At 72.0% G+C, this 26,554-nt stretch carries 25 protein-coding genes; 13 read left to right on the top strand and 12 right to left on the bottom strand.

Annotated elements, in window-relative coordinates; translation table 11 throughout:
• Window positions 1-255: 255 nt before the first annotated feature.
• Window positions 256-1,209 carry an oxidoreductase gene (locus AB0G74_RS10765; RefSeq protein WP_361143191.1) on the bottom strand — a complete coding sequence of 318 codons (954 nt, stop codon included), beginning with the start codon at window positions 1,207-1,209 and terminating at the stop codon, window positions 256-258.
• An 87-nt stretch (window positions 1,210-1,296) separates the two neighbouring features.
• Window positions 1,297-1,758 (bottom strand): hypothetical protein, encoded by a 462-nt coding sequence (locus tag AB0G74_RS10760; protein WP_361143189.1) that lies wholly within the window; start codon window positions 1,756-1,758, stop codon window positions 1,297-1,299.
• Window positions 1,759-2,031: 273 nt separating this feature from the next.
• On the opposite strand from AB0G74_RS10760, the gene AB0G74_RS10755 reads away from it, so the two are divergent.
• Entirely contained in the window at window positions 2,032-2,736 is a 705-nt protein-coding gene (locus AB0G74_RS10755) for an SDR family oxidoreductase (protein WP_361143186.1), read from the top strand.
• A 70-nt stretch (window positions 2,737-2,806) separates the two neighbouring features.
• On the opposite strand, the gene AB0G74_RS10750 is transcribed toward AB0G74_RS10755, so the two are convergent.
• Window positions 2,807-3,547, bottom strand: a complete 741-nt coding sequence (locus AB0G74_RS10750) for a TetR/AcrR family transcriptional regulator C-terminal domain-containing protein (protein ID WP_361143184.1) — start codon at window positions 3,545-3,547, stop codon at window positions 2,807-2,809.
• Window positions 3,548-3,733: 186 nt separating this feature from the next.
• On the opposite strand from AB0G74_RS10750, the gene AB0G74_RS10745 reads away from it, so the two are divergent.
• Window positions 3,734-4,186, top strand: a complete 453-nt coding sequence (locus tag AB0G74_RS10745; protein ID WP_361143181.1) for a DUF1801 domain-containing protein — start codon at window positions 3,734-3,736, stop codon at window positions 4,184-4,186.
• Window positions 4,187-4,340: 154 nt separating this feature from the next.
• On the opposite strand, the gene aztD is transcribed toward AB0G74_RS10745, so the two are convergent.
• The 4 genes from aztD to aztB all read right to left on the bottom strand — a co-directional run bounded on the left by aztD (window position 4,341) and on the right by aztB (window position 8,746).
• Window positions 4,341-5,540, bottom strand: coding sequence for a zinc metallochaperone AztD (gene aztD, locus AB0G74_RS10740; RefSeq protein ID WP_361143178.1), 1,200 nt, complete (start codon window positions 5,538-5,540; stop codon window positions 4,341-4,343).
• 85 nt (window positions 5,541-5,625) lie between these two features.
• Complete coding sequence (gene aztC / locus AB0G74_RS10735) at window positions 5,626-6,585, bottom strand: zinc ABC transporter substrate-binding protein AztC (protein WP_361143175.1); 960 nt, start codon at window positions 6,583-6,585, stop codon at window positions 5,626-5,628.
• Window positions 6,582-7,811 carry a hypothetical protein gene (locus tag AB0G74_RS10730; protein ID WP_361143172.1) on the bottom strand — a complete coding sequence of 410 codons (1,230 nt, stop codon included), beginning with the start codon at window positions 7,809-7,811 and terminating at the stop codon, window positions 6,582-6,584. Before AB0G74_RS10730 ends, aztC begins: the two co-directional genes overlap by 4 nt.
• Before the next feature lie 38 nt (window positions 7,812-7,849).
• Entirely contained in the window at window positions 7,850-8,746 is an 897-nt protein-coding gene (gene aztB, locus AB0G74_RS10725) for a zinc ABC transporter permease AztB (RefSeq protein ID WP_361143169.1), read from the bottom strand.
• A gap of 14 nt (window positions 8,747-8,760) precedes the next feature.
• Between aztB and aztA the strand changes: the two genes are divergently transcribed.
• The 4 genes from aztA (at window position 8,761) to AB0G74_RS10705 (ending at window position 13,939) form a co-directional block, all read left to right on the top strand.
• A complete protein-coding gene (gene aztA, locus AB0G74_RS10720) occupies window positions 8,761-9,513 on the top strand; it encodes a zinc ABC transporter ATP-binding protein AztA (protein WP_361143166.1) in 753 nt (250 codons plus the stop codon).
• 105 nt (window positions 9,514-9,618) lie between these two features.
• Window positions 9,619-11,436 (top strand): ABC transporter ATP-binding protein, encoded by a 1,818-nt coding sequence (locus AB0G74_RS10715; RefSeq protein WP_361143163.1) that lies wholly within the window; start codon window positions 9,619-9,621, stop codon window positions 11,434-11,436.
• On the top strand, window positions 11,433-13,172 hold the full coding sequence (locus AB0G74_RS10710; RefSeq protein ID WP_361143160.1) for an ABC transporter ATP-binding protein: 1,740 nt from the start codon (window positions 11,433-11,435) through the stop codon (window positions 13,170-13,172). The genes AB0G74_RS10715 and AB0G74_RS10710 overlap by 4 nt, the downstream gene beginning before the upstream one ends.
• Window positions 13,169-13,939, top strand: coding sequence for a TetR/AcrR family transcriptional regulator (locus AB0G74_RS10705; protein WP_361143157.1), 771 nt, complete (start codon window positions 13,169-13,171; stop codon window positions 13,937-13,939). The genes AB0G74_RS10710 and AB0G74_RS10705 overlap by 4 nt, the downstream gene beginning before the upstream one ends.
• Before the next feature lie 59 nt (window positions 13,940-13,998).
• Here AB0G74_RS10705 and AB0G74_RS10700 read toward each other — a convergent pair whose 3' ends face one another.
• Window positions 13,999-14,406 (bottom strand): MerR family transcriptional regulator, encoded by a 408-nt coding sequence (locus AB0G74_RS10700; RefSeq protein ID WP_361143154.1) that lies wholly within the window; start codon window positions 14,404-14,406, stop codon window positions 13,999-14,001.
• A 50-nt stretch (window positions 14,407-14,456) separates the two neighbouring features.
• On the opposite strand from AB0G74_RS10700, the gene AB0G74_RS10695 reads away from it, so the two are divergent.
• Window positions 14,457-15,389 carry an NAD(P)-binding domain-containing protein gene (locus AB0G74_RS10695; RefSeq protein ID WP_361143151.1) on the top strand — a complete coding sequence of 311 codons (933 nt, stop codon included), beginning with the start codon at window positions 14,457-14,459 and terminating at the stop codon, window positions 15,387-15,389.
• 285 nt (window positions 15,390-15,674) lie between these two features.
• Here the strand turns inward: AB0G74_RS10695 and AB0G74_RS10690 are convergent, their stop codons facing one another.
• Window positions 15,675-16,139, bottom strand: a complete 465-nt coding sequence (locus tag AB0G74_RS10690; protein ID WP_361143148.1) for a hypothetical protein — start codon at window positions 16,137-16,139, stop codon at window positions 15,675-15,677.
• A gap of 267 nt (window positions 16,140-16,406) precedes the next feature.
• On the opposite strand from AB0G74_RS10690, the gene AB0G74_RS10685 reads away from it, so the two are divergent.
• The gene (locus tag AB0G74_RS10685) at window positions 16,407-20,321 is read left to right on the top strand and encodes a hypothetical protein (protein ID WP_361143146.1); all 3,915 of its coding nucleotides are present in this window, start codon (window positions 16,407-16,409) and stop codon (window positions 20,319-20,321) included.
• Between the two features lie 96 nt (window positions 20,322-20,417).
• Here AB0G74_RS10685 and AB0G74_RS10680 read toward each other — a convergent pair whose 3' ends face one another.
• Window positions 20,418-21,317, bottom strand: a complete 900-nt coding sequence (locus AB0G74_RS10680; protein ID WP_361143143.1) for a macrolide 2'-phosphotransferase — start codon at window positions 21,315-21,317, stop codon at window positions 20,418-20,420.
• 90 nt (window positions 21,318-21,407) lie between these two features.
• Window positions 21,408-22,274: an alpha/beta hydrolase gene (locus AB0G74_RS10675; protein WP_361143140.1), complete on the bottom strand. Its 867-nt coding sequence runs from the start codon at window positions 22,272-22,274 to the stop codon at window positions 21,408-21,410.
• A gap of 105 nt (window positions 22,275-22,379) precedes the next feature.
• Here AB0G74_RS10675 and AB0G74_RS10670 point away from each other — a divergent pair, with 105 nt between their 5' ends.
• The gene (locus AB0G74_RS10670) at window positions 22,380-22,859 is read left to right on the top strand and encodes a CGNR zinc finger domain-containing protein (protein ID WP_361143137.1); all 480 of its coding nucleotides are present in this window, start codon (window positions 22,380-22,382) and stop codon (window positions 22,857-22,859) included.
• A gap of 7 nt (window positions 22,860-22,866) precedes the next feature.
• Here AB0G74_RS10670 and AB0G74_RS10665 read toward each other — a convergent pair whose 3' ends face one another.
• On the bottom strand, window positions 22,867-23,862 hold the full coding sequence (locus AB0G74_RS10665; protein ID WP_361143134.1) for a transcriptional regulator: 996 nt from the start codon (window positions 23,860-23,862) through the stop codon (window positions 22,867-22,869).
• A gap of 137 nt (window positions 23,863-23,999) precedes the next feature.
• Between AB0G74_RS10665 and AB0G74_RS10660 the strand changes: the two genes are divergently transcribed.
• The 4 genes from AB0G74_RS10660 (at window position 24,000) to AB0G74_RS10645 (ending at window position 26,370) form a co-directional block, all read left to right on the top strand.
• Window positions 24,000-24,422, top strand: a complete 423-nt coding sequence (locus AB0G74_RS10660; protein WP_361143131.1) for a VOC family protein — start codon at window positions 24,000-24,002, stop codon at window positions 24,420-24,422.
• Between the two features lie 310 nt (window positions 24,423-24,732).
• Window positions 24,733-24,990 carry a hypothetical protein gene (locus AB0G74_RS10655; protein WP_361143128.1) on the top strand — a complete coding sequence of 86 codons (258 nt, stop codon included), beginning with the start codon at window positions 24,733-24,735 and terminating at the stop codon, window positions 24,988-24,990.
• The gene (locus tag AB0G74_RS10650) at window positions 24,965-25,495 is read left to right on the top strand and encodes a DUF6879 family protein (RefSeq protein WP_361143125.1); all 531 of its coding nucleotides are present in this window, start codon (window positions 24,965-24,967) and stop codon (window positions 25,493-25,495) included. The genes AB0G74_RS10655 and AB0G74_RS10650 overlap by 26 nt, the downstream gene beginning before the upstream one ends.
• Before the next feature lie 26 nt (window positions 25,496-25,521).
• Window positions 25,522-26,370, top strand: a complete 849-nt coding sequence (locus tag AB0G74_RS10645; RefSeq protein WP_361143122.1) for a helix-turn-helix transcriptional regulator — start codon at window positions 25,522-25,524, stop codon at window positions 26,368-26,370.
• Window positions 26,371-26,554: the final 184 nt, after the last annotated feature.

The following is a 26,554-nucleotide window of genomic DNA, read 5'->3' as shown; positions in this document are numbered from 1 at the left end:
TACGAGGGAACCCCTCCGCCTTGCGACTGCACGCACCGGACGCCGCGGGCCCCGCCCTTCGGGCGGACGGCGCCATTTTGAAGACACGGCCTAGCCGGGACGGGCGGGCCGGACAGTAATACTGGTGTGCGCCTACGAGTGGCGCCTGGTGCCGGGGTCGCTCCGGTCGCGCTCGTACGCGGAGACGGTCTCGGGTCCGCCGCGCCCGGCCGACCCGTACGACGGGACCATCGGGCGCGCCCGGAGCCGTACGCGTCACGCTCCGGCGGCGTTCGGGATCGTGAAGGCGACGCCGGTCAGGCGTTCGGACAGCTCCCAGAGGCGGCGGCCGTTCTCGGGGTCGGTCACGGCCTTGGCGGGGCGGGCCCGGCGGACGCCCGCGCCCCGGATCTCGAACGGGCCGTCCGGGCCGAGGTAGTCACCGCCGCGTACGTCGGGCCCGGTGGCGGCACACAGTTGGGGCAGGACGCCCCGGGCGACGGGCTGACCGAGCCGGGCGAGGTCGCCGAGGCGGCCGATGACCTTCATCGGGCCGGTCTGATCGGCCTGGAAGAGGGCCGTCGCGGCGTAGCCGGGGTGGGCGAGCACGCTGGTGACCGGGCTCGCGGCGGCGGTGGCCCGGCGGTGCAGCTCCGTACCGAAGATCGCGTTGGCTAGTTTGGACTGATAGTAGTACCGGGTCGGGGAGTACGAGCGGGCGCCGTCGAGGTCGTCCCAGTGGATCCGGCCCAGGTGGTGGGTGACGGAGGTGATGGTCACCACGCGGGGATCGTCGCCGGTCAGCAGGTCGAACAGCAGGCCGGTCAGGGCGAAGTGGCCCAGGTGGTTGGTGGCGAACTGGATCTCGTGACCCTGGGGGCTCAGGGTCCGGGGCGGGGCCATCAGACCCGCGTTGTTGACCAGGAGGTCGAGCTGTCGGCACTCGGCGCGGAGCGTATCGGCGAAGGCGCGTACGGAGTCGAGATCGGCCAGGTCGACCAGGCGTACCCGCAGTCGGCCCGCCGGGTCCCCGGCCGGCAGTCCGGCGGCTATCTCGGCTCGGGCGCGCTCGCCGCGCTCCTTGTTGCGTAGCGCGAGAACGACATTCGCGCCATTCTTCGCGAGGGCATTCGCCGTCGCGAGCCCGAGACCGCTGCTGGCGCCGGTGACGACGGCGACGCGCCCGGTCTGATCGGGTATCGGTTCCGCCGTCCACACCTTCTTCGACATGGTGTCAAAAGTGCCCGACGCACGCCCGGCGCACAACGGCCCGCACCCGGCGGATTCCGTGAACGCGCCGCGCGGGCGCCGGTCGCCTCACCACCGGCCGGGGTCGGCGGGAGGCCGGGCCGGAGGGGCGGGCGGTGGCGGCGGGTAGTGCGCGGGGAGCCCCTGATGGGCGCCGTATGCCTCGATGAATCCCTGGATCGCCCGGAGATCACCCGCGAAGGACATCGAACGCCATTTCTCCTTCCGCCCGTCGCGGTGGACGAGGTCCAGCCACACATCGAGGCTCGCCATCATGCTGTCGGACGAGGTACTCGCCGCCGCCTTCAGGGTCACGCCGGTCAGATCGTCGAAGTCGACGACCACCGGCGGCTTTCGGTCGTCCTTGTACTCGACGGCCTCGTCGGGCGTGATGACCAGCAGCGGATCCGGGTCGTCCGACGTTCCGCGCAGAAAGCCGGAGATCTTCCCCCGCTTCTTGGTGAAGACCCGCCAGCTCTCGGGTACGGGCCCCTGGCTCGCCCGAGCCAGTACTTCCCGGGGATTCGTCACGGCGGCACCTCCCGCTCGTACGGCAGCGCCTCGCGAGTATCGCGCCGGGTCCGAACGGGGCCGAGAAGACGGGGCGGCCGAGGTCTACTCGCCGACATACGAGGCGGACCGAATCGTTCGGTCGTTCGGCACCCACTTGAATTCTCCTTTTCCCGGCCGGGGTGTGCCACTCGGACGCCCGGCGCCGACACCCGCGAGGCCGCTGGTACATTGATCGAGCACTAGAACAACGTTCCAGTGTCCGATCAATGTACGCATCCGTAGGAGGAGCGCGTGAAACTGATCATCTTCGGCGCCAACGGGCCCACCGGCCGGCTGACGACCCGGCAGGCGCTGGCGGAGGGGCACACGGTCACGGCCGTCACCCGCCGCCCGGACGACTTCCCGATATCGGAACCGGACCGGCTGCGGGTGGTGCGGGCGGACATCGAGGACGCGGCGGCGGTGTGCGAGGTGGTGACCGGGCACGACGCGGTGATCTCGACCGTGGGGGTCTCGTACACGAAGGAACCGGTGACGGTCTACTCGCGGGGCACGGCGCATGTGATGGCGGCGATGGAGAAGCACGGCATCCGGCGGCTGGTCTGCGTCAGTTCGATCGGCGCGAACTATGTGGAGGCGCCGGGCGAATCCCTGGTCTTCCGCAAGGTGATCGTGCCGACGCTGCTGCGGATGGGGCGGACGCTCTACGACGACACCAGCCGGATGGAGGACCTGGTGGGGGCCAGTGACCTGGACTGGACGGTGGTCCGCCCGGCGGGGCTCTTCGACGCGACGACGGCGACGAAGTACTCCGTACACACCGGGCGTCGGCCGGGGTGGTTCACCTCGCGGGCGGACCTGGCGGACGTCCTCGTACGGGAGGCCGTAAAGGACCGGCACGTCCGGGCGCGGATCGAGGTACTCACCACGGAGGGCGCGCCGCGCTATTACAAGGTGTTCCTGAAGGAGGCGCTGGGCATCGGGAACGGGCGGTAAGCGGGGCGGATCGCGCGGGCCGCCCGGACCGCACGGACCGCACGGGACGGAAAACACGCGGCCCGGCGGGTCAGGAGGCGTCGGCGGCGAGCCGGGCCTCCAGGCCGTCGAGGACGTAGCGGAGCCCGAGCCGGAAGTTCTCCTCCCAGCCGTCGTCCAGGACGTAGTCACCGGCGACGAGGGTGGGGTAGCGGTCGGCCTCGGCGCGCAGCCGCTCGCGGGCGGCCAGCCGATCCTCCTCCGGCCAGTGCAGGCTCGACTGGCTCGCGGTGGAGCACTGGACATGGTTGTACAGCACCCAGCAGGCGGCCTGTACGGACTGCCCCCGGAACCCGGCCCTGACCAGCGTCGACTGAAGGCACTCCAGCCAGCCGAGGAAGTTCGGGCCCATCGAGGGGCGGCGGCGCAGCGGCAGGGCGCCGGACCAGGGATGATTCAGCAGCATCGTCCGGCAGCCGGTGAGCAGGGCGACCACATCGTCCCGCCAGCCCTGGTCCGTGGCGCCCTCGCGGGGGCTTCCGGTCAGCGGGGCCTCGCCGAAGATGGCGTCGAAGGCGAGGTCGACCACGTCGTCCTTGGTCTCGACGTGCCAGTAGAGGGTGGTCGCCCCGGCGCCCAGGCGCTCCGCGAGGCGTCGCATGGTCAGCCGGTCCATGCCCTCGTCGTCCAGGAGGGCGACGGCCGCCGTGACGATCCGGTCCCGGCTCAGCGGTGGCTCCGCCCGGGCCTGGCGCGGGGGGCGCAGCCAGACACTGCCGGACGCGGCGCCGCCGCCCTTGGCCGTACCGCCGCCGCTTGCCGCCGTAGCCACGATGACCGGCCACCCCTCTCGCTCCGTTTCGGCGCCATGCTAGTGGCGCCCGGGTCCCCATGGGGCACCCGGGGGACGTTTCCGCAGATCAGTCGGATTGTCAGTGGCCGCGGGTACGGTTTTTCCAGTGGCCGGGAACCGGGCCGTGGGTCCTGATCGCCGAAGATTCCGAAGGGGAGTTCTGTCATGGGCAAGGGCAGCAGTGGTGACGAGGTCGGGCTCTCCGCCGATGAGCGGGCGGCGCTGAAGGAGCACCTTCAGGAGAAGAAGAAGGCCGCGCGCCGGATGTCGCGGGCGGAGAAGGAGGCGGAGGCGGCGCGGGACGTGGTCGCGAAGATCGCCGAGATGCCCGACGAGGACCGGGTGATCGCCGAGCGGATCCACGCGGTGGTGACGGCATCAGCGCCGTCCCTGGCCCCCAAGCTCTGGTACGGGATGCCGGCGTACGCGCTGGACGGCAAGATCGTCTGTTTCTTCCAGGCGGCGTCCAAGTTCTCCGCGCGCTACGCCACGCTCGGTTTCAACGACCCGGCAAAGCTGGACGACGGCTCGATGTGGGCGACGTCGTTCGCGATCACCGAGATCACCCCGGAGATCGAGTCCAGAATCGCGGCCCTGGTGAAGACGGCGGTGGGCTGACCGGCACGCCCTCGGGGCGGCACGGGCCGGGCCGGGAGCACCCGGGCGGGACCCTGTCTTCGACGGCCCGCCCGCTGCCGCGGTGGTGGCGGCCCCCGGCGCGCTGCCGGCCGGGCCGGACAGCGCGCCGGGAGAGCCCGGCGCCGGGCTTTCCTCAGTGGCCGGTGATGGTTCCGGAGAGTTCGTTGGTGCTCTTCGGCAGGGTCACCGAGGCCGACTTCCGGCCGGATTCCAGGTCGATGGAGTGCAGTTGGCGCTTGCCCGGCTCGGAGACGTACGCGGTGTGGTCGCGGACGAAGAGGGTGGGCCTGGCCTGCTGCCAGTCCAGCGGCTCCTGCCACTCGCCGACGGCCTCGATCCTCTTCGTCACCTTGCCGGTCTCCGGGTCGATCACATGGAGGACGCCGTTGGTGCCGAGTACGAGCGCCTCACCGTGGGGGCCGCGGGCGAGGGAGCGGAAGGAGTAGCTGGTGCCGAGGTCGACCACCTTCATCTTCGCGGTCCGGGTGTCGATGAGCGATATCCGGGTCGGTCGTTCGAGTTCCGCGTCGGGGTCGGTCTTGTAGTCGCCCAGGAGGATCGGGGAGGCGTCGCTGCCCGCCTGGTTCCCGATCCGGGCATACGTTCCGGGGGCGTCGACCTTGGTGAACTCGCCGTTCTTGTAGAGCAGAACACCGTCCTCACAGCCGAAGCCGACGGCCTCCCCCTGGGCGGCGGCCTCGCCGTGCACGCCCGGGCAGTTCTCGGCCCGCTCGACCTCCTTGCCGTTCTTGTCGACGACCAGGACGCCGGTGCGCTTCTCCTCGGTGCCGAGGGTGGTCACCAATGCGCCGTCGGCCATTTCGATGGCGACACCGTGGTGGGGTGCGGCGGAGGTGTAGCTGCGGCCCTCGGGCTTCTTTCCGCCCGCGAGTCCGGCGGGGTCGAAGACGTCCACCCGGCCCGTTCCGTCGGTGAACAGGACCGTCTTGCCTCCGTGCCGTACGACATGACCCGGCTTGGCCCCTCGGTACTCGGCGCCGGTGAAGGTGCCACGGGTGGCGTCGAAGACCCGGAACCCCGTGTCGGCCGACACCATGACATGCGTCTTGTCTCCGGCCGCGTTGACCCGGTTGAAGCCGGGCAGTTCGACCGTCCTGGCGAGTTCGAGGCTCTTTCCCTCAAGGACGTAGAGTCCGCCTTCGAAGGTGGCGACCAGCGGATCGGCGACCGCGGCCGTCTCACCGTTCTTCGTCTGTGCGGGCTTGCCGCCGGAGGACGACGGTTTGTCCTCGCCGCAGCCCGTCAGGGTCAGGGCCGCCGCCAGGGCGAGGGCGGTACCGGTGAGCGTTCTGGCGTGTGTCGATCGGTTCATGGTGTGTTTCCTCTCCGGCCCGGGTGGGGCGGGTTCAGGTGAGCGGTCGGCGTGGAACGGCCTGCCGCGGGGAAGTCGGCCGGGTTCAGCGGCCGGTGAGGCCCTCGGTCATGGCCGAGGTATTGGCGCGCATCATCTCCAGGTAAGTACCGGCGCCCTTGCCCTTCTCGGTGAGCGACTCGGAGTACAGGGGGACGACGGCCACATCGCCGCCCATCTCCTCGCGGAGCACCTCGGTGAGCCGGGTGGGTTGTGAGGAGTCGACGAAGACGGTGCGCACACCGGCCCGGTCCATGGCCCGGGTGAGGGACTTCAGGTCGGAGGAGCTGGGAGAGGCGAGGGTCGTACCGCTGGGGACGACCGCGCCGATCACCCGGAATCCGAAGCGGTCGGCCAGGTAGCCGAAGACGTGATGGTTGGTCACCAGGGCGCGGCGGTCCTCGGGGACGGCCGCGAAGGACTTTTCCATCCAGGCGGTGAGTTCGGCGAGCCGGGTGTCGTAGCGCCGGGCGTTCTCCCGGACGGTCTTCTCGTCCACGCCCCCGACGTGCTCCACGACCCGGTCGGCGATCAGTCCGGCGGCCTTGCGTACCCGGTCGGGGTCGGTCCAGAAGTGGGGGTCGGGCTCGCCGGATTCCCCGGCGGGGCCGCCTTCGTCCCCGGTCCGGAATGTGAGCGGATCGGCGGCCGGTCCGGCGGCGAAGGCCGCGACACCGGACTCCTCGGCGGCCTTCACATGCCGCAGTACGTTCTCCTCCAGGCCCAGCCCGTTGTAGACGATCAGGTCGGCGTTCTCCAGTTCGGCCGCCTGTACGGCCGACAGACCGAAGGAGTGGGGGTCCGCGTCGGGCTTCATCAGCACGGTGACGTCGACCTCGTCGCCGACGATCTCGCGGGTGATGTCGCCGAGGATGTTGGTGGTCACGACGATCCGGGGGCGGTCGTCGCCGCTCGTACAGCCGGTCGCCGTTCCGGCGACGACGAAGCAGCTGATCAGGGTCAGCAGCAGGGCACGCACTCGTGCCGTCCGCGCGCGTAGGTTCATCGTCCTGTCTCCGCCATCAGGACCGGCCGGATGCCCGGGTCGAAGGTGCGGGCGATCCGGAGGCCGTCGTTGTAGTCGATCTCGTACACCCGCCTGCCTTCGGGGTCGTTGAGGTAGGCCCGGCTCCGGTCCACCTCGATGACCGGTGCCGGTCCCTTTCCGGCCCCGGCGGCGGAGGGGTTCCTCAGCAGCGGGCGGGTGGCCGAGAGCTGTCTGCCGGTGGTGATGTCGTAGCCGTACAGGGCGCCGTCGGTCCGCAGGACGAGCAGCGGCGAGCCCGCTCCGGCGGTGTTGGCGGCGACGACGGGGCCGGTCTCCACCCGGGTCCAGGTCCGTTTGTCGACGTCCAGGACCAGGATGGCGTTCTTCCCGGCGAGCGCGGTGAGCGTCGCGCTGCCCGGGCGGTACCGGAACGCCCCGGCCCGCTCCCGCTCCGGGGTCTTCGCGCCGTACGGGATCCGCACTGCGGTGTACCCGCCGTCGGTCCCGGTCCCGGTCCCGGTCCCGGCCACGAGCACGGCGCCGTCGGCGCAGCCGAAGACGACCCCGCGCCGGGTGACCGCGTCACCCCGCGGGTCCTCGCAGCCGGTGCCCGGCGAGGCGATCAGCCGCCCACGGCGGTCGAGTACGACGGTCCTCGGGGTACCGCCGCCGTCGGCCCGCCGCAGAGCGATGAGATGCTCCCCGGCCGGCACCACGGGTCCCGCGAAGACCCCGGGTAGTTCGACGGCCGCGCCCGTCGTCCCCCGCTCCAGGTCCGCGCGCCGGTAGACCTTCGCCCGCCCCGCGGAGTCCGTCACCACGGTCGCGCCGGAGTCACCCCGGATCCCGGCACCGGCACCGGCCGGGAATCGGCCGACGTGCCGGATCTTCGCCCGGTAGTAGTGCACATGGTCTCCGTGGTCGACCATCCACGCACCGCTGTCCAGGACTTCGGTGCCGTCGGCTCCGGAGAAGTAGCCGAAGCGGCCGTCCGTGGTGAGACCGGTGACACCGGCCCGGCGTCCGGTGTCGTGGACCTCGCCGCTGATCAGGTCGAGTACACGGGTGGCCCCGGTAGCGGGGTCGCCGAGGACGAGCCGGGACTGCTGTTCGGCCGACTCGGTGGCTCCCTCGACATACCCGTGCGGGGCGGTCGTGGGCGGTGACCCGGCACGGGGTTCCCCGTCGCCGGAGCCGGTACAGCCGGCGTTCAGCAGGGCCGCCGCCAGCAGTGCCGATGTCATGGCGATGGTCTTCTTGCGCGCGTACAACGGAGTTCGCCTCAGGCTTCGTTCGGTCGGGCCGCGCTGCCACCCAGGGCGGGCTCGGCAGGGCGGGCGGAGTTGTCGGCGGAGTGGGTGCGGCGCCGGTGGCGGAGTCCGGACGCCAGATGGGACAGGAAGAACAGGCCGACCGCGAGGGCCGAGACGGTCGCCCCGGCCGCCGTACGCAGATGCCAGGAGAGCAGCAGTCCGCCGAAGGTGGCGACCGTGCCGACGGCGGCCGAGAGGACCATGACGCCGCGTACGCCGCGCGCCCAGGGCAGGGCCGCCGCCGGTGGGGCGATCAACAGCCCGAGGACCAGCAGGGTTCCCACGATGTGGAAGGAGGCGACGATGGCCAGGGCCAGCAGCCCGAGGAGCGCGGCGTGCGCGATCCGGGGCCGCAGTCCGAGCGTCCGGGCCTTGCGTTCGTCGAACGCCAGGGCCAGGAAGGCCCGGTGCCCGAGGACCGCGACGCCCAGGGCGAGCAGGAGAGCCGCGCCCAGGAGTACGAGATCGCTCTCGCGCACCGCGAGGACGTCACCGAAGAGGAACCCGGTCAGGTCGACCGCGAACGACTGGGACCGCGACACGATGATGACGCCCAGGGAGAGCATGCCGACGAAGAGCAGTCCTATCCCGGTGTCCTGGGACAGCCTCGGCGCGCGGCCGAGGGCGGTGACACCCGCCGTCATGACGGCCGCGCTCACCAGCGCCCCCACCAGCGGATTGCCCCCGAGCAGCGCGGCGACCGCGACGCCCGGCAGCAACCCGTGCGACATGGCGTCCCCGAGGAACGCCATCCCCCGGAGCACCACCCACGTCCCCGCGAGCGCGCAGATCGCCGACACCAGGATCCCGGCCCACAGGGCCCGCTGCACAAAGGTCACCTCGAACGGTGCCGTCAACCACTCCATACGCTGACACTACAATGACAATCATGTTCAATAACACCCCTCATGGGCCCTCCGGCGAGGAACGGCGCAGCCCTCGCATCCGGCTCGCCGACGTGACCGCCGGATATCCCGGCAGGCCCGTACTCCGCCAACTCGATCTGGAAATAGCCCCCTTGGCGATGACCGCCCTGGTCGGGCCGAACGGCAGCGGGAAGTCCACCCTGCTCGGCGTGCTGGCCGGCGTGATCCCCGCCACGTCGGGACGGATACGGCACTCCACCCGGTCCCGACCCGCGTTCGTCCCGCAGCGCGCCGCCGTCGGGGACGCCCTGCCGCTCACCGTGCGCCGGACGGTGGAGATGGGCCGCTGGGGCGAGCTCGGACTCTGGCGCAGGGCGACGCGCCACGACCGGGCGGCGGTCGACTCCGCCATGGAACGCCTGTCGATCGCCGATCTCGCCGCCCGGCAACTCGGAGAACTGTCCGGCGGCCAGCGGCAGCGAGCCCTGATCGCCCAGGGCCTCGCCCAGGAGTCCGACCTCCTGCTTCTGGACGAACCGACCACCGGGCTCGACCCCGAGGCCCGCGAAGGCATCGCGACCCTGCTGGCGGAACTGGTCGCCGACGGCACCACGGTCGTCCAGGCCACCCACGACCTCGACGCCGCCCGCTCGGCCGATGTCTGCCTGCTCCTCGGCGACGGACGGCTGATCGGGCAGGGCGCGCCCGCCGCCGTACTCACCGCCGCCTCGCTCGCCCGGACGTGGCGGCCCACCCGGGACGGCTGACCCGCCCCGCGCGGCAAGGGGTTCCGTGACCACGAGCTTCACGCAGATCACTACTTAGGCTAGCCTCACTCAAAGCAGACAGCCTGTCTGAAACAAGGAGGCGGTATGGCCACGACCGAAACGACGGCCCCCGGCCGGGAGAGCGGGGCGCCGCCCCCGGACGCGGTGCCACCACCCGGGGGCGGCGGGGAGCCTGACCGCGCGGCCGCGGTTCTGAAGGACCTGCTCGCGCCGGTTCGCGTACCGATCCTGATCGGGTCGGGGCTCCAGGTGATCGGGTCGGCGGCCGCGGTCGTCCCCTTCGTCGCCGTCGCGGAGCTGGCCAGGACCCTGCTCGCCGCCGGGCCGACCGACGAGAACGCGGTACGCCACGCTGTACTGATCGCCCTGCTCGGACTGACCGTCCGCGGAGTCTTCGGCATCGCGGCTCTCGGCGTGACCCACTTCGCCGACGTCCGGCTCCAGGCATCACTGCGGCGCCGGATCGTGGACCGCCTGGGGCGGGTCCCGCTGGGCTGGTTCGACGCCCACTCCTCGGCCGCGGTCCGCAAGGCGGCCCAGAACGATGTGCACGACCTGCACCATCTCGTCGCCCACAGCGCGATCGAGTCCGTGGGCGCGATCACCGTTCCCGTCGCCGGGTTCGGCTATCTCCTCTGGCTGGACTGGCGGCTCGCCCTGCTGGCGGTGGCCACCCTGCCGGTGTACCTCGGCGCGTACGCCTACATGATGCGGGACTTCGCCCCGCAGATGGCCGCGATGGACGCGGGAGTGGCCGCGGTCAACCGCAGCATCGTCGAGTTCGTCCGGGGCATCGCCGTGGTCAAGACCTTCGGCCGTACCGGCCGGGCCCACGCCGGATACCGCGAGGCGGCCACCCGGTTCGGCCGGAACTACAGCGAGTGGGTCCGTCCGATGCTCAAGCTGGAGGCGGCGGCCTCGATGGCGATCTCGCCGCCGGTCGTCCTGCTGGTCACCCTCGGCGGCGGCGTCTGGTTCGTCTCCCGGGGCTGGGTGACCCCCGTCGACGCGCTCACCGCCTCTCTGGTCGCCATGATCCTCCCCAGCGCGCTGCTCACCCTCGGCTTCGGCGCGCAGGCCAGGCGTGAGGCGACCGCCGCCGCGCTGCGGATCGACGCCGTCCTCACCGTCCCCGTCCTGCCCGAGCCCGAGACCCCTCGGCTCCCCCGGGGCCATGAGGTCGCCCTGGAGACCGTGTCGTTCAGCTACGACGGCACCCGGCAGGTCCTGGACGGGGTGAGCCTGCGGCTGGCCCCCGGCACCCTGACCGCGCTCGTCGGCCCGTCCGGCGCCGGGAAGTCCACCCTCGCGGCCCTGGTCACCCGCTTCCACGACGTCACCGGCGGCCGGGTGACCGTGGGCGGGGTCGATGTCCGCGAGCTGAGCACCGCCCAGCTCTACCGCACCATCGGCTTCGTCCTCCAGGACGTCCGGCTGGTACGCGGCACGATCCGCGACAACATCCGGCTCGGCAAGCCCGCCGCCGCCGACGAGGAGGTACGGGCCGCGGCGGTGGCGGCCCGGGTCCACGAGCGGATCCTGGCCCTCCCGGACGGCTACGACACGGTCGTCGGCGAGGGGCTGGCCCTCTCCGGCGGCGAGGCGCAGCGCGTCTCCATCGCCCGCGCGCTCCTCGCCGACACCCCCGTCCTCGTTCTCGACGAGGCCACCGCCTTCGCCGACCCCTCGTCGGAGGCCGAGATCCAGGACGCCATCGCCCCGCTGATCGCCGGCCGGACCGTCCTGGTGATCGCGCACCGGCTCTCCACCGTCACCACCGCCGACACCATCGCGGTACTGGACGGCGGGCGGCTGGTGGAACGCGGCACCCACACCGAACTGCTGGCCGCCGACGGCCGTTACGCCCGGCTGTGGGCGACCCATGAAGGGACCGGTTCATGATCCGCGACCTGGCCGCCGTACTCGGCCCGGACCACCGCCCCACCCTCGTCCGCTATCTGGCGGCCCTCACCGTCAACGGTGTGTCGCAGGGTGCCGCGGTCGCCTTCCTCGTCCCGGTGCTGGGGCGGCTGCTGGCCGGGGACACCGACGGCGCCGCGGCGTGGTTCCCCTGGATGGGGGCGGCCGTCGTGCTCTTCCTCGTCACCCACTACACCCAGGCCATGCTGGGCTTCCGGCTCGCCCTCGTCGTCCTGACCACCCTCCACCACCGGCTGGGCGACCACGCGGTGACCCTGCCACTCGGCTGGTTCGACGGCACCGCAGTCGGACGGCTCAGCCGGATCGGCACGAAGTCCGTCCTGTCCATCGCGGGCAGCTGCGCCCATCTGCTCCAGCCCCTGGTCACCGGAGTGCTCGCCCCGGCGACCGTGGTCGTGGTGATGTTCTGGCACGACTGGCGGCTCGGCCTCGCCGTGCTCGTCTGTTCGCCGTTGATCCTGCTGGCCGCCCGGTTCTCCGTACGTCTGATGTCACGGTCGGACGAGGAGAACGACCGGGCCGGGGTGGAGGCCGCCAACCGGGTACTGGAGTTCGCCCGGGACCAGACCGTCCTGCGGGCCTTCGGACGCACCACCGAGGGCTACCGCCCGCTGGAGGAGGCGCTGGAGGAACAGCGGCTCGCCGCCCGGCGACAGGTCATGCTCTCCATACCCGGCATGCTGCTCAGCGGATTCGCCGTCCAGCTCTGCTTCTCCGCCCTGATCGGCGTGGGCGCCCTGCTGGCGCTCGGGGACCGCGTCGACCCGGTCGAACTCGTCGCCCTGCTCGCCCTCGTGGCCCGGTTCACCGGACCGCTCACGGAGGTGGGCGAGTTCGCCGGGGTGCTCCGGATGGCGGGGAACGATCTGCGCCGGGTGCGTGAGGTCCTCGACGAACCGCCGCTGCCCACCCCCGAGCGCTCCGCCCCGACCCCCGCACCGGGCGAGATCGAGCTGGTCGGGGTGCGTTTCGGCTACGGGGACGGCCCCGACGTCCTGAACGGTGTCGACTTCACCGTCCCGCCCCGCACCATGACCGCCCTGGTCGGCGCCTCCGGATCGGGCAAGACCACCGTGACCCGGCTGATCGCCCGGTTCTCCGACGTTCGCGGCGGCACCGTCCGGGTCGGCGGGGCCGATGTCCGGGACCAGCGGACCGAGGATCTGATGGCCCGGCTCGCCCTCGTCTTCCAGGACGTCCACCTCTTCGACGACACCCTGATCGACAACATCCGGGTGGGCCGCCCGGACGCGACCGACGAGGAGGTACGGCACGCGGCGCGCCTGGCCGGGGTCGACACGATCGTCGAACGGCTCCCGGACGGCTGGTCGGCCCGGGTCGGCGAGGGCGGCCGGGCGCTGTCGGGCGGTGAGCGCCAGCGGGTCTCGGTGGCCCGCGCGCTGCTGAAGCGGGCACCTGTGGTGCTGCTCGACGAGGCCACGGCCGCGCTCGACCCGGAGAACGAGGCGGTGGTGCAGCGCGCCCTGGGGGAATTGCGGGCGAAGAGCACACTGCTGGTCGTGGCCCATAGGCTGAGCACCGTGATGACAGCGGACCAGATCGTGGTGCTCCACGAAGGACGGGTTGCCGAGCACGGAACCCATACGGATCTCCTCGCCCTCGACGGGCACTACGCCCGGTTCTGGCACGAGCGCAGCCGGGCGGCCGGATGGCGGATCGGCTCAGCCCTCTCATGACGGACGGCACGGCGGGAACGGGAGCGTCCGGGCCCGACGCGGCCGGTAGCCGCCGGCCGGGAAAGAGCCGGGCGGGCGGCCGGGCGGGTTCGCCCGGCGGGGCGCCCGGCCGCCCGCGATCGCTCACCGCCAGGGCCGTCGCCGAGGCCGCGCTCGCCGAGGGGCTGGCGGACTTCAGCATGCCCGGCGTGGCGGCCCGGCTGGGGGTGAGTCACTCCACCCTCTACCGCTATGTGCAGGACCGCGACGACCTGGTCCGTACCGCGATCGGGCTGGCCGTGGAGGGTACCCACTGGCCGGAGGCCGGACTGCCCTGGCGCGACCTGCTGGTGGAGCTGGCCGACCGGATCTGGGAACTGTGCGACGCCCACCCGGGTTTCGCCCAGGCCGTGCTGACCACACCGGGCACTCCCCCGGCCATCGTCGAGCGGCTGATCCGCTACGCCCGTTCCCTGGTCGCGGCCGGTCTGACCGACCGCGAGGCCGTCGTCTCGGTGGACTTCGTCGCGGAACTCGTCCTCAGCACCTGGATCGCGATGCGCCATCTCGACCGGGAGACGACTGCGGGGAGCGGCCGGACCGTACGGGAGGAGTACCGCGACACCTGGTCGGCCCCCACACCGTTCAGCGCCGAGTTCACCGCCGAGGCGACCTGGCACGGGCGCGGCTGGTTCGCCGACAAGCTCGACATCTATCTGGACGGCCTCGCCCTCCGCATCGGCACACGCTCCGCCGCCGCGGACGGCCGGGACGCCGGGAGCGGCTGACCCGGCCGACGATCTTCTACGGATCGTCGCACTCGCCCCCTCGACGGCCCGGCACGCTCTCAGGCGGGGACGGGCCTCTGGTCGCTGCCGTCGAGCGGCGGATAGTCGACGTCCCCCATGCGCTCGGCCGCCGCGATGTAGTCGGTGAGGGCGGCCCGGGACCGGGCGATCCGGGCCATCTCGTCCTCCAGCCGCCGCAGCCGGGACCGCATCGCGGCCAGGAAGTCCGGACAGCCCGGCAGCTCCGGGGCCTCGCCCTCGGCACAGGGCAGCAGAAAGGCGATGTCGTCCGACGACAGCCCGGCGTCGAGCAGGTGCCGGATCTGCCGCACCTTCAGTATGGCTCCCTCGTCGTACTCGCGGTAGCCGTTGGCGCCGCGCTCCGGCTCCAGCAGGCCCTGGGCTTCGTAGTAGCGCAGTTGGTGGGCGTTGACGCCCGTCCGCCGGCTCAGTTCCCCGATCAGCACGCGACCCCCGATTTGACCTTCATACCGGTATGAACGTCGACGATGCTGCCATGAACGAGCACACCGAAGCACCTGTCACCGCCCCCGCCCCTCCGGCCGGGCCGACCGCCCCGGCCGCCTCCGGCGCCCCCGTCACGGTCCTCGGACTGGGCCTGATGGGGCAGGCCCTGGCCCGTGCCTTCCTTGCGGCCGGACACCCCACCACGGTCTGGAACCGTACGCCCGCCAAGGCCGAAGCACTGGCCGCCGAGGGCGCCCACCGGGCGGCCACCGTCACCGAAGCACTCGGGGCGAGCCCCCTGACCGTGGTCTGTCTCACCGACTACCCCGCCGTCCACGACCTGCTCGGCCCGGCCGGGGCCTCCCTCGGCGGTACGACACTGGTCAATCTCACCTCGGGCAGCTCCGAGCAGGCCAGGGAGGCCGCCCGCAGGTTCGGCGAGCACGGCGCGCGCTATCTGGACGGCGCGATCATGGCGGTCCCGCCGGTGATCGGCACCGCCGAGGCGGTCATCCTGCTCAGCGGCCCGCAGCCGGACTTCACCACGCACGAACCGGCGCTCGCCGCCCTCGGCACCCTCGCCCACCTCGGTACGGACCCCGGTCTGGCGTCCCTGTACGACGCGGCGGGCCTGACCATGATGTGGGCCGTGCTCAACGCCTGGCTCCAGGGCACCGCCCTGCTCGAAACGGCGGGCGTCGACGCCACCGTCTACGCGCCCTTCGCCCAGCAGATGGCCGCCGGGGTGGCGGGCTGGCTCCCCGGCTACGCCGACCAGATAGCCCGGGGCTCCTTCCCCGCCGAGGTCGCTGCCCTGGAGACCGACGCCCGGTCGATGGACCATCTGATCGAGGAGGCCGAATCGGCGGGCGTCAACGCGGAGCTGCCGAGACTCTTCAAGACCATGGCGAACCGGGCGATCGCCCGGGGGCGCGGCGGCGAACAGTACCCCGTCCTGATCGAGGAGTTCCGCAAGCCCTGACCCCGACGCGGGCCGCTCGCCAGACCTTCATCACCGCATAAGGGACGAAGGCCACCGTCCCGGCGGCGGCGACGATCCACGCCCGGCGCCGGAACGCGCGGTGGCCTCCGGGGACGATCCGCCGCCCATGGCGTCACGAACCGTCCCCGGAGGCCGTATCCCCCCTTCCCTCTTCCCCCCACTTTCCCCCGTTGTTCCCCCCGTTCCCCCGTCCCCCGTGCCCCCGTTGGCCGGTGGGCCGGGCTCAGGGCGCCGCGTGACGCGCCGCCCCGGCCCGGTGACGGATCACCAGGCGGGCTTGCCGCACTTACCGGGGCCGCCCTGCAGGCAGGCGCGGAAGTTCAGACTGTTGAGCTTGCTGTAGTCGCCTTTGAACTTCTCGCCGTTCGCGGCGCTGCGGATCGTCGCCCATCCCCCGCCCCGCCACTTCGCCTGGAGCAGTACGTACTTCTTGTCGGCCTTGTGATCGTGGAAGGTCCCCCGGAAGCTGCCGTAGTACGTCTTGCCGTCGGCGCTGCGGTGCCAGGTCCAGGTGATCTTGACGGAGCCGGCCCCGTCGCTGGTGCGGAGCACCCCATCGGCCTTGCCCGACGCGACGGCCCGGAGTCCGGCGCCGTCGCCCCGTACCCGGGCCGGGGGCTCGGCGGATTCGGATGCGGGAGCGGCGGTGGCGGCGGGTGCCACGAAGACGACGGCCGCGCCCAGCACGACGGTCGAGACGATGGCGGTGGTCCGCTTGCGGATGTTCATGATGGCGATTCCTCCGTTGATGCGGACGGCCGGGACCGCTGCGCTGCCGGCCGTACCGGTGGTGCGGGATCACTCCGAGTCTTCGGGGGCCGGGAATTGGTGCGCAGGAGTGTCGGGAGCGCGTATCAATGCACGTCGTACGGGGGGGCGCCACGGCATGACGGTCTTGGCCGGATTTGACCGCTTGCCGGACTTCCGGTCGCTCAGTACGTTCGCCGGTGACGCGGAGCCCGTGCTCCCGCGACGGCAGGCGTGGAAGAGGGACCCGTGGCCGGACGTCCTGAGAAGCCGCTGGATCCCGGGGCGGGCCCCGTACAGCGGTTCGCGTACGAGCTGCGGAAGCTGCGCGCCGACGCGGGCGGCCCGACCTATCGCGAGATGGCCCGCCGCGCCCCTTACTCGGGCAGCGTGCTCTCCCGCGCGGCGGACGGGAAGCGGCTTCCGTCGAAGGAGGTGGCCCTCGCCTACGCGACCGTGTGCGGCGCGGACCCCGGCGAATGGGAACGGCGCTGGCACCGGGCGGCGGACGAGGCGCTGTCCCCGGCCGACGACGGCACGGCCTCGCCCTATCCGGGGCTGACCCGGTTCGAACCGGAGGACCGGGAAAGGTTCTTCGGCCGGGACCGGCTGGTCGACGACATCATGCGCCTGGTCGGCACCCACCGTCTGGCCGCGCTCGTCGGCGCGTCCGGCAGCGGTAAGTCGTCACTGCTGCGCGCGGGGCTGATCCCCCGCCTGCGGGAGCCGGACGACGGCCGGGCCGACGGGACCGTCCGGCGGGCCGGGCGCACCGGGGCCGTACGTCCCGGAGCCGTACACCCCGCCGGGCGGGCCCGGACTTCGGGACGGCCCCCGCCCCCACCGCGGCCCGCGCCGCCCCCGGCGCCCGTACGGGCCGGGGCCCCGTACCCGCGTATCGCCCGGGTCCTGGCCGATACGCCGGGCCCGCGCCCCACGCACATCCTCGACAGGCTGCGCCGGCTACCGGAAGACGGTCACGGGGAGCGGGGCGATGTCGTCGTCCTCGTGGACCAGTTCGAGGAGATCTTCACGCTCTGCCAGGACCCGGCCGAGCGCACCGGGTTCCTGGACGGTCTGCTGGACGCGGTACGGCGGCCCGGCAGCCGGATCCGGGTCGTCATCGCGGTCCGCGCCGACTTCTACGCCCGCTGCGCCGAACACGGCCCGCTCGCCGACGCGCTGCGGGAGACGACCCTGCTGCTCGGCCCGATGACCCGGGCCGAACTGCGCCGGGCCGTCGTCGGCCCGGCCCGGGCCAACGGGCTCTTCGTCGAACGGGCACTGACCGACCGGCTGGTGGAGGAGGTCGCGGAGCGGCCCGGCGGGCTGCCGCTGCTCTCGCACGTCCTGCTGGAGACCTGGCGAAGACGGCGGGGCCGCACCCTCACCATGGAGGCGTACGAGGCCGCGGGCGGAGTCGACGGCGCGATCGCCGCGACGGCGGAGGAGGTGTGCGCCCCGCTCTCGCCGGAGCAGCTACGGCTGGTGCGACGGGTACTGCTCCGGCTGATCACCCCGGGCGAGGGAGCCCAGGACACCAGGCGCCCGGCGCCCCGCGCGGAATTCGACGCCGCCGGCGACGGCGGCCGGGGCCCGGAGGCGTCACGGCGGGCGGCGGATGTCGCCCTGGTCCTCGAACGCCTGGCCCGCGCCCGGCTGATCACCCTGGACGACAACGGGGTCGACCTCGCCCACGAGGCGCTGATCACCGGCTGGCCCCGGCTCCGGGCCTGGATCGAGGAGGACCGCGAGGGCATCCTCACCCACCGGCGGCTCACGGAGGCGGCCGGGATCTGGGCCGACCTCGACCGGGACCCGGGCTCCCTCTACCGGGGCACCCGGCTGGCCGTCAGCCGGGAGTGGGCGGGCCGGAACGGCCACCGGGAGGAACTGACCGTACCGGAGCGGGAATTCCTCGACGCGAGCGCCGCCGAGGAGGACCGGGAACGGGACGCGACCGCCCGCGGCGCCCGCCGGCTGCGCGGACTGGTGCTGGGGCTCGTCCTGGCACTGGTCGTGACGGCGGTGTTCGGCGTGGTGGCGTACGTCCAGAGGGGCGGCGCCCGGGCCGCGGAGAAGGAGGCCCTGGGGGCCCAGGGCACGGCGTTGTCCCGGCAGCTCGCGGCCCAGGCACTGAATCTGGTGGACTCCCGGCCGGGTACGGCGATGCTGCTGGGCGTGGAGGCGTACCGGACCTCGGACACGCCGGAGGCGCGCGGCGCCCTGCAGTCGGTCTCGGCCCGCCGGTTCTTCCAGACCGAGTTGAGCGGTCACACCGACGCCGTGTCCCACGTCGCGTACAGCACGCGCGGAACGCTCGCCAGCGCCGGGCGGGACGGCAGGATCGTCCTGTGGGACACCTGGCGGCGGATCAGGACGGCGACGCTGTCCCAGCACTCCACGTGGCTTCGGACGGTGGCGTTCAGCCCGGACGGGCGGCGGCTGGCCAGCGGCGGGGACGACGGCGATGTGGTGCTCTGGGACGTTCTGGGGCTGAAGCCGACGGCGACCCTGTCGGGGCACCGGGGGTCGGTGAAGAGCGTGGCGTTCAGCCCCGACGGACGAGGTCTCGCCACCGCCGGTGACGACGGCACCGTCGTGCTCTGGGACTCCGCGAACCGGCGCCGGCTGACCCTGACCGGACACACCGGCCGGGTGTGGTCCGTGGAGTACGACAACTCCGGGCGCACCGTCGCCACGGCGGGCGCCGACCGTACGGTACGGCTGTGGCGCGCGGCGGACGGCAAGCCGCTCGCCCGGCTCACCGGACACACCGCGTCCGTGGACTCCGTGGACTTCAGCCTCGACGGAAAACTCCTCGCCACCGGCGGCCAGGACCATACGGTGCGGCTCTGGGACGTCGCCCGGGGCAGCCGGGTCGCCGTCCTGTCCGGCCACGGGGCGGAGGTCAGATCGGTCGCGTTCAGCTCCGACGGCCGGACCCTGGCCAGCGGCGGCCAGGACCATACGGTCGTCCTGTGGGACATCCGGCGGCGTGCCCCGAGGGCCACCCTCGCGGGCCACGGCGCCAATATCTCCGGGCTCGCCTTCAATCCGCCGGGCCGACAGCTCGCCGTGGCGGGCGAAAGCGGGACGATCACCCTCTGGGACGCCACCCAGGGCCCGCTCAACGGGCACCGGGGCCGGGTCCACGACATCGCCTTCAGCCCCGACGACCGGACCATCGCCACGGTCGGCCAGGACGGGGCGACCATGCTGTGGGACCCGGAACGCCGTACCCGCCCCCGGGTCCTGGCCGAGGAACCGGGCCAGGTCAGGGCCGTAGCGTTCAGTCCCGACGGCCGGACCCTGGCCACGGCTTCGGGCGTCTCCGCCGACAGTGCGGGCGGCCCGGCCCGGCCGCCGGACCCCGGGAACCAGGCGCTCACCCTCCACGACCTCACCGGGCGCGCCCCACCGGTCCGGCTCACCGGCCACTCCGAACGGCTGACGGATGTGGCGTTCAGCCCGGACGGCGGTCTGGTCGTCACCGCGAGCGCCGACCGGACGGTCGTCGTCCGGGACGCCCGGCGGCATACGGTCACGGCCCGGCTGACCCACGGCACCGGCACGGCGGGCGGCGGGGTCAACGCGGTGGCGTTCAGCCCCGACGGCCGTACTCTCGCCACCGCCGACTACGACGGCCGGATCATCCTGTGGGACACGGCCCGATGGTCCCGTACGGTCGTACTCGCGGGCCACACCCGCCAGGTGCGCGCGGTCGCGTTCAGCCCGGACGGCCGTACTCTCGCCTCCGCGAGCATCGACCGGACGGTGATCCTCTGGGACACCGACCGCCGCACCCGCCGCTCCACCCTCGTCAGCAGCGCCGGAGCCGCGCACTCCGTCGCCTTCAGCCCCGACGGCCGCACCCTGGCCACCGCCAACGCGGAGACCTCCGTCATGCTCTGGGACCTCACCGACCGCACACTCCTCGCGACCCTCACGGGCCACACCGCCCAGATCCGCGCGGCCACCTTCAGCCACGACGGCGAAACCCTCGCCACCACGGGCGACGACCGGACGGCCCGCCTCTGGGACACGGACCCCGACCACACGGCGGCCGGACTGTGCGCGACGCTCGCCCGCGATCTGACACCCCAGGAGTGGCGGCAGTTCATCCCGGACCGGCCGTACCGCGGCACCTGCGGCGCGAGCTGACGGTCGCCGCTCGCCCGGCCGCCCGACTCCTCGTGCGGGGCCGGGACCCCCGCCGCGCCCCGGACCGGGCGGGACCGGGGTTCCGGAAGTCGGGCGTCAGGCGCCGGGGTTCAGCATCTCGGCGGCGGCCGTCAGATCGGCCTCGGCGCCGGTGGTCAGCGCGTACAGGGCGTATCCGATCGGCGAGGCGTCCCACAGCCGCGCCGCCTGGACCGCCAGACCGGGATACGCGTACCCGCCCGCCCGCTCGTACGCGTCGATCGCGGCCGCCAGCATCTCCTCACCGGCGGCGCCGTACTGGGCGGACAGATCACGGGCCGGGTCGTCCACCCGGGCGGTGGTCCAGTCCAGGACCCCGGTGATCGCGCCCTCCCCGTCGAACAGCACATGCGCCGGGTAGATCTCGCCGTGGGTCATCACGGTCCGCCCGGGCCAGCAGGAGTCGTCGTCCAGCCAGGCCCGCCAGCCCTCGGCGAGGGCGGCGGAGACGGTGAACGCCTCGGCCACCCGGGCGATGTCGTCCCGCCACGCCTGCCGCACCCGCTCCGGGCTCCGCACCTCGACGCCCGCGGCCCCGGCCCGCTCCGGGCCGACGGAGTGCAGCCGGGCCAGCAGCCGCCCCAGCCGCCCGGCGTACTCCGGACTGGCGGGATCCATATGCCATACGGGTTCCCCCGCGTCGGTCAGCGTCAGCCCGGGAGCCCCGGGCAGGGCCGGGTAGGCGATCAGTTCGGGCGAACGGATCCGCCAGTCGGGCACCGCGACGCCGTCCTCGGCAAGTACGGGCCGGACGAGATCGAGGATGCGCGTCTCGGCGGCCATCCCCTCGGAGACATCGGCCCGCCTCGGCACCCGCAGCACCCATCTCCGGCCGGTCGCGTCGGGGGCCATGACGACCCGGTAGTCGAGCCCGGCCTCATTGATGGTGGCGTCCCGCGCGGACAGTCGCTGCCCATGGGCGGCGGCCAGGGCGATGGCGTCGTCGATCGTGCTCATCCGCCCACGCTCTCACCGGGGCCCGTACCGCTTCCAGATCTTTTCCCGGCCCCGGCCGTACCGCCCGGGGCCCCGCCGCCCGGTCCCCGGCTATCGCAGAACGCGCCCGAGGAAGCCCCGCAGATAGCCCGCGACGACGTCCAGGTGACTCTCCAGCAGGAAGTGTCCGCCGTTGATCAGATGCACTTCCGCGTCCTTCGCGTCCCGGGCGAAGGCCCGCGCGCCCTCCGGGGTGAAGATCTCGTCGTTACGGCCCCAGACGGCGAGCACCGGGACATCCCTGGTGCGCAGGAACTCGTGCAGCAGCGGGTAGAGCGGGCGGTTGTTCCGGTAGTCACGGAAGAGCGCGAGCTGGATCTCGTCATTGCCCTCGCGGGAGACGAGGGCGATGTCGTGCTCCCAGGTGTCGGGGCTGACCAGGCTGGGGTCGGGCACACCGTGCAGATACTGCCAGCGGATGGCTTCTGGACTCAGCGCCGAGCGGACGGCGGGTTCGGTGTCGGGGCCGGGGTTCGCCCCGTAGGCCCACAGTCCGGCCCAGAAGGAGTCGACGAAGCCGTCCTCGTAGCCGTTGCCGTTCTGGGTGACGACGGCGGATATCCGCTCGGGGTGCTTGAGCGCGAGGCGCCAGCCGACGGGGGCGCCGTAGTCCTGGACGTAGAGGGCGTAGCGGTCCGGGCCCAGCTGGTCGAGGAGGCCCGAGGTGAGTTCCGCGAGGGCGTCGAAGGTGTAGTCGAACTCCGATACGGGCGGGGCGTCGGAGTGGCCGAAGCCGAGGTAGTCGGGGGCGATGACGCGGTAGTCACCGGCGAGCAGCGGGATGAGTTCACGGAACATGAACGAACTGGTCGGGTAGCCGTGCAGCAGGACGATCGCGGGGGCGTCGGCGGGGCCGGCCTCGCGGTAGAAGATCCGGTGGCCGTCGACCGTGGCGGTCCGGTGGTGCACCGAGCTCATTTCTAACCCCTTCAGGCATGCAATCCGGTTAGGTCTCCGTTATGCAAGCACGGGTGAGTTAACCTGTCAAACGACTGGATCCGGTTAGAAAGAGGGAAGCGGCCGATGGACACGCTGCTGGACCTGCTGAACAGCAGGTCACTGGTCGACGGCGAGGTGCGGGACGCGCTCGACGACCCGGCCGACGGCAGCCGCTGGGCCCGTGAGCACGGCGGCGACGGCACCCCGGAGGAGCTGGCGCTACTGCGCCGAGCCCGGGACACCCTGCGGGACGTCGTCCGGGGAGAGAGCCCGCCGACCGCACTGCGCCCCCTGCTCGAAGGGGTCCGCCGCGTCCCGGAAATCACCCCGGACGGCCTCCGGTGGACGACCGAGACCCCTCCGCACGCCCGGACGGCCGTCGAGGCGGTACTCGCCTGGGCCGCCACCGAGGAGAACCTGCCCGGCCGACTGCGCCCCTGCGCCAACGACGCGTGCTGCCTCTTCCTGCTCGACCGCAGCCGCGCCAACCGGGCCCGCTGGTGCTCGATGGCCGTCTGCGGCAACCGCGCGAAGGCCCGCCGCCACTACGAACGCAACCGCTGACGCCGCCTCACTCGCCGGGGACGTCCGGCGGGCCGGGCTCGGAGGCCGCGGCGGCGGCGTAGCAACGGGCAAGTGCGGCGCAGGCTTCACGGAGGGCCGGAGGGCCGATGACGCGCAGGCTCGCGTCGAAACGGCCGAGGCCGGCGGCGAGGGCGGTCCAGGACCAGGATCCCGTGATGACACGGCACCGTGCGGGCCCGAGCGGCTCCACGATGCCGTCGGCGGTGTGGGGCGCGACTTCCGAGGCGGGCAGATCCAGGACGACCTCGCCCTGGCAGGGCCAGGCGGCTTCGGTTCCGTCGGAGCCCCGGAACCGGCTGATGACGAAGGCGGCGGCGTCCCCACCGGGCAGCCGACGCGGGGTGAAACGCGGACCGGTCGGTGTACGCGGGGTGATGCGGTCGGTGCGAAAGGTACGCCAGTCGTCGCGGTCGAGGTCCCAGGCGAGCAGATACCAGTGGGTACGCCAGGCCACGAGGTGATGGGGTTCCACCCGGCGTGGCCGCGGTTCTGCCTCCTGGTGCGAGGTGTGGTCCAGGCGCAGTACTTCGCGGCGCTGGATCGCGGTACTCACGGTGGTGAGCAGATCCAGGGCCCGGGCCGGTGGGGCACCGGGACCGGGCCGGCGTACACCGGTGATACGCAGCGCGTCGACGCGCTGCCGCAGGCGCGGCGGGAGGACGTTCCGGATCGTCGCCAGCGCCCGGTCGGCGTCCTCCGCGATCGCGGGGTGGGCGGCGCTCTGCAGCGCGACGGCCAGCGCGACGACCTGCTCGTCGTCGAAGAGCAGCGGCGGCAGCTGCGATCCGGGACGTAGCCGGTATCCGCCGCCCGGGCCCTTGTCCGTGGCGACCCGGTAGCCCAGCGCGCGAAGGCGGTCGATGTCACGGCGCACGGTGCGCACGGTGACGTCCAGCCGCTCGGCCAGGTCGTCTCCGCTCCACTCCGGTCGCACCTGGAGCAGGGAGAGCAGGGTCAGGAGCCGCGAGGACGTCTTCTGCATGCCTCCATCATGCCGCCAGTACAGGACACATCCTGTCCTGTACTGGTGCCATGCTCCCGCACAGATCCCACGGAGGGGCCTCCCGCCCGTCCATCGCATGTGCCTCATCCGGCGCATTTTCAAGCTTGGAGCAGACCATGTCCGTCACCACCACCACGCATCTGAACTTCCGCGGCTCGGCCCGCGAGGCGCTGGACTTCTACCAGTCCGTCTTCGGCGGCCACACCGTCGCGGTGACCTACAAGGACGCGGGCAACGTTCAGAACGAGAACGAGGCGGACTGGGTGATGTTCGGCCAGGTCGTCGCCGACAACGGCTTCCGTGTCATGGCCTACGACGTGCCTTCGGCGATGCCGCACGAGCAGGGCACCGACCCGTTCTTCGTCTCCGTACGCGGCGAGGACACCGACGAGATCAGCGCCCTCTGGCACCGCCTGGCCGCCGGCTCGAACGTAGTGCGCCCCCTGGAGCCCGCGGCATGGGCCCCGCTGTACGGCATGCTGACCGACCACTTCGGCGTGACCTGGGTCCTGGACGTCGCGGCCCCCTACAACGGCTGACCCACCCCCGGGCGGGCCCCGCGACGGGCGCCCGCCCGAGCCGAGGTTCCGGACAAACGAAGAACTTCCAGCCCGGACACATCCGTACCGGGAGTTCTGTCAAGCAGCTCCGGGTCGCACGAAATACCGCTGGTGCCCGAGGGGGACTCGAACTCTCCACTCGGGCACCAGTTCCTTCACAGCGGGGCCCCAGGCTGGCTGAGAACCGCTCTGCATCGACCGTCCGGACGCTCGCCGACCTTGACGCTGCCTCACACTCACGACGAAGCTCGTGCAAGCTGACGTAAGCCACTCGACACCGGAGGCAGTCATGGCACTGCGGTTCATCGGGATTGATCCGGACACTGGGCAGCAGGGATCCCCCACCGTATGGGTGGACGAAGAAGAGAGGGAGCTGGTGCTTCAGGGCCTGAAGCCGGATGAGAAGCTGGAGGCCGAGTGCGCGGTGTTCGAGGCTCCCGGACATGCCCCGGGCATCCCTCCGAACGAAGCCGTAATTCGGATCCCGGCCCGCATGGTGCCGATGCTCAGGGAGGCGTGTGATGTCGCAGAACGAGCCGGGCTTTAACGAACTCCTGGCGGCATCCAAGCACTCGGCCGTGCACCTGGAGATGCGCGACTCGTACGGCGTCGGCGACGAAGCGGAGGACTATGAGTACTGGAAGCGCACGAGCCGGCGCGACGTAGACCCGGCGTCTGCCTACTGGGCACCGTGGGTTGATTTGATTCGCGGCACTGTGGCCCGAGGCGTAGTGGTTCGCCGCGCTCGGGTTGTCTCGGAACCGGTCACGGATTACATCCGGTACGAGCACGTCGGCACTGTGGTCAACCTCCACGCCGGGGAACTGGTCCGCTGGCTGCCCAGACGCCAGGCGTCGGACATCGCGCTTCCTGGAAACGACTGCTGGGTGTTCGACGGAGAAATCACGCTCTTCAACCACTTCTCCGGAGACGGAAACTGGTCCGAGCCGGGCTGGGAGGTTCGCTCCGAGCCGGCCGTGGCCCACATGGCGGCGGCCGCGTTCGAAGCGGTCTGGGAGCGCGGCATCCCGCACGAGAAGTACTCGGTCTAACCCCACGAAGCCAGAAGAGCCAATTCATGTCCGCATCCCCCTCATCCAGCGCCCAGGCCGCCCGCGAAGCCCTCGCCGCCCGCCTTGGGGCTCTCCGTCGAGATGCAGAGTTGACCGGACACGAGTTGGCTCTTCGGTGTAACTGGAGTCCAGCCAAGTCTTCACGCATAGAACGGGCCAAGACTCCCGCGTCCGACGCCGACATCCGCGCTTGGTGCACGGCCTGTGGAGCGGAGGATCAGACCGCCGACCTGATCTCGGCGAATCGGCAAGCCGATCAGATGTACGTGCACTGGCAGAAGCTCCACCGCCACGGGATGCGCAGAGCGCAAGAGGAAGTCGTTCCCCTGTACGAGGGAACCCGTCATTTCCGCGTGTACTGCTCGAACGTAGTCCCGGGGATGCTCCAGACGGAGACATACGCGGCGGCCCTGCTGTCCACGATCGCCGCGTTTCAGGGAACCCCGGATGACTCCGAATCGGCAGCGGCCTCCCGAATCGAGCGCTCACGCGTTCTTCATGAAGGCGACCACCGGTTCGCCTTGCTCGTGGAAGAAACGGTGCTCCGATACCGCATCGGCGACGCTGCCACCATGGCCGGTCAACTCGGCTACCTGCTGGCGGTCATGGCCCTGCCGCACGTGAGTCTCGGGGTGATCCCCTTCACGGCTCAACGGCGTGTCTGGCCCTTGGAGGCCTTCTATTTGTTCGACAACCGACAAGCGAGCGTCGAACTGCTGACGGCAGCCGTGAACGTCACGGCGCCGAGCGAGATTGCCGCCTACTCGAAGGCCTTCTCCGAGCTGTCCAAGATCGCCGTGCACGGTGCGCCTGCTCGGGCTCTGATCTCGGAAGCGATCACCGCTCTCGGATAGTTCGCGTGCAAGTCTGTGCAAGAACATGGCTGCCTGGATACCCCGGTTCCTAGGGTCGTCTCGACCTCAGAAGCAATCGGGAAGGGCGCGACATGGCAAGGGCGAAGACGGCAGAGGCCCCGGAGCTCGACGGCGATGGGTGGGAGTGCCTGACCCATCAGCCCGGACAGCTCCGCCCGCCACC

Source organism: Streptomyces sp. NPDC020875 (genome assembly GCF_040641415.1).
Classification (GTDB): Bacteria; Actinomycetota; Actinomycetes; order Streptomycetales; family Streptomycetaceae; genus Streptomyces.
Note: the sequence above shows the minus strand (reverse complement) of the source record. Positions and strands in the feature narration are given on the sequence as shown.

Coding starts and splice junctions, on each gene's coding strand:
- AB0G74_RS10765 (WP_361143191.1), bottom strand. CDS start 1,209: ATGTCGAAGAAGGTGTGGACGGCGGAACCGATACCCGATCAGACCGGG.
- AB0G74_RS10745 (WP_361143181.1), top strand. CDS start 3,734: ATGGGCAAGGGCAGCAGTGGTGACGAGGTCGGGCTCTCCGCCGATGAG.
- aztD (WP_361143178.1), bottom strand. CDS start 5,540: ATGAACCGATCGACACACGCCAGAACGCTCACCGGTACCGCCCTCGCC.
- aztC (WP_361143175.1), bottom strand. CDS start 6,585: ATGAACCTACGCGCGCGGACGGCACGAGTGCGTGCCCTGCTGCTGACC.
- AB0G74_RS10730 (WP_361143172.1), bottom strand. CDS start 7,811: ATGACATCGGCACTGCTGGCGGCGGCCCTGCTGAACGCCGGCTGTACC.
- aztB (WP_361143169.1), bottom strand. CDS start 8,746: ATGGAGTGGTTGACGGCACCGTTCGAGGTGACCTTTGTGCAGCGGGCC.
- aztA (WP_361143166.1), top strand. CDS start 8,761: ATGACAATCATGTTCAATAACACCCCTCATGGGCCCTCCGGCGAGGAA.
- AB0G74_RS10715 (WP_361143163.1), top strand. CDS start 9,619: ATGGCCACGACCGAAACGACGGCCCCCGGCCGGGAGAGCGGGGCGCCG.
- AB0G74_RS10710 (WP_361143160.1), top strand. CDS start 11,433: ATGATCCGCGACCTGGCCGCCGTACTCGGCCCGGACCACCGCCCCACC.
- AB0G74_RS10705 (WP_361143157.1), top strand. CDS start 13,169: ATGACGGACGGCACGGCGGGAACGGGAGCGTCCGGGCCCGACGCGGCC.
- AB0G74_RS10695 (WP_361143151.1), top strand. CDS start 14,457: ATGAACGAGCACACCGAAGCACCTGTCACCGCCCCCGCCCCTCCGGCC.
- AB0G74_RS10690 (WP_361143148.1), bottom strand. CDS start 16,139: ATGAACATCCGCAAGCGGACCACCGCCATCGTCTCGACCGTCGTGCTG.
- AB0G74_RS10680 (WP_361143143.1), bottom strand. CDS start 21,317: ATGAGCACGATCGACGACGCCATCGCCCTGGCCGCCGCCCATGGGCAG.
- AB0G74_RS10675 (WP_361143140.1), bottom strand. CDS start 22,274: ATGAGCTCGGTGCACCACCGGACCGCCACGGTCGACGGCCACCGGATC.
- AB0G74_RS10670 (WP_361143137.1), top strand. CDS start 22,380: ATGGACACGCTGCTGGACCTGCTGAACAGCAGGTCACTGGTCGACGGC.
- AB0G74_RS10665 (WP_361143134.1), bottom strand. CDS start 23,862: ATGCAGAAGACGTCCTCGCGGCTCCTGACCCTGCTCTCCCTGCTCCAG.
- AB0G74_RS10660 (WP_361143131.1), top strand. CDS start 24,000: ATGTCCGTCACCACCACCACGCATCTGAACTTCCGCGGCTCGGCCCGC.
- AB0G74_RS10655 (WP_361143128.1), top strand. CDS start 24,733: ATGGCACTGCGGTTCATCGGGATTGATCCGGACACTGGGCAGCAGGGA.
- AB0G74_RS10650 (WP_361143125.1), top strand. CDS start 24,965: ATGTCGCAGAACGAGCCGGGCTTTAACGAACTCCTGGCGGCATCCAAG.
- AB0G74_RS10645 (WP_361143122.1), top strand. CDS start 25,522: ATGTCCGCATCCCCCTCATCCAGCGCCCAGGCCGCCCGCGAAGCCCTC.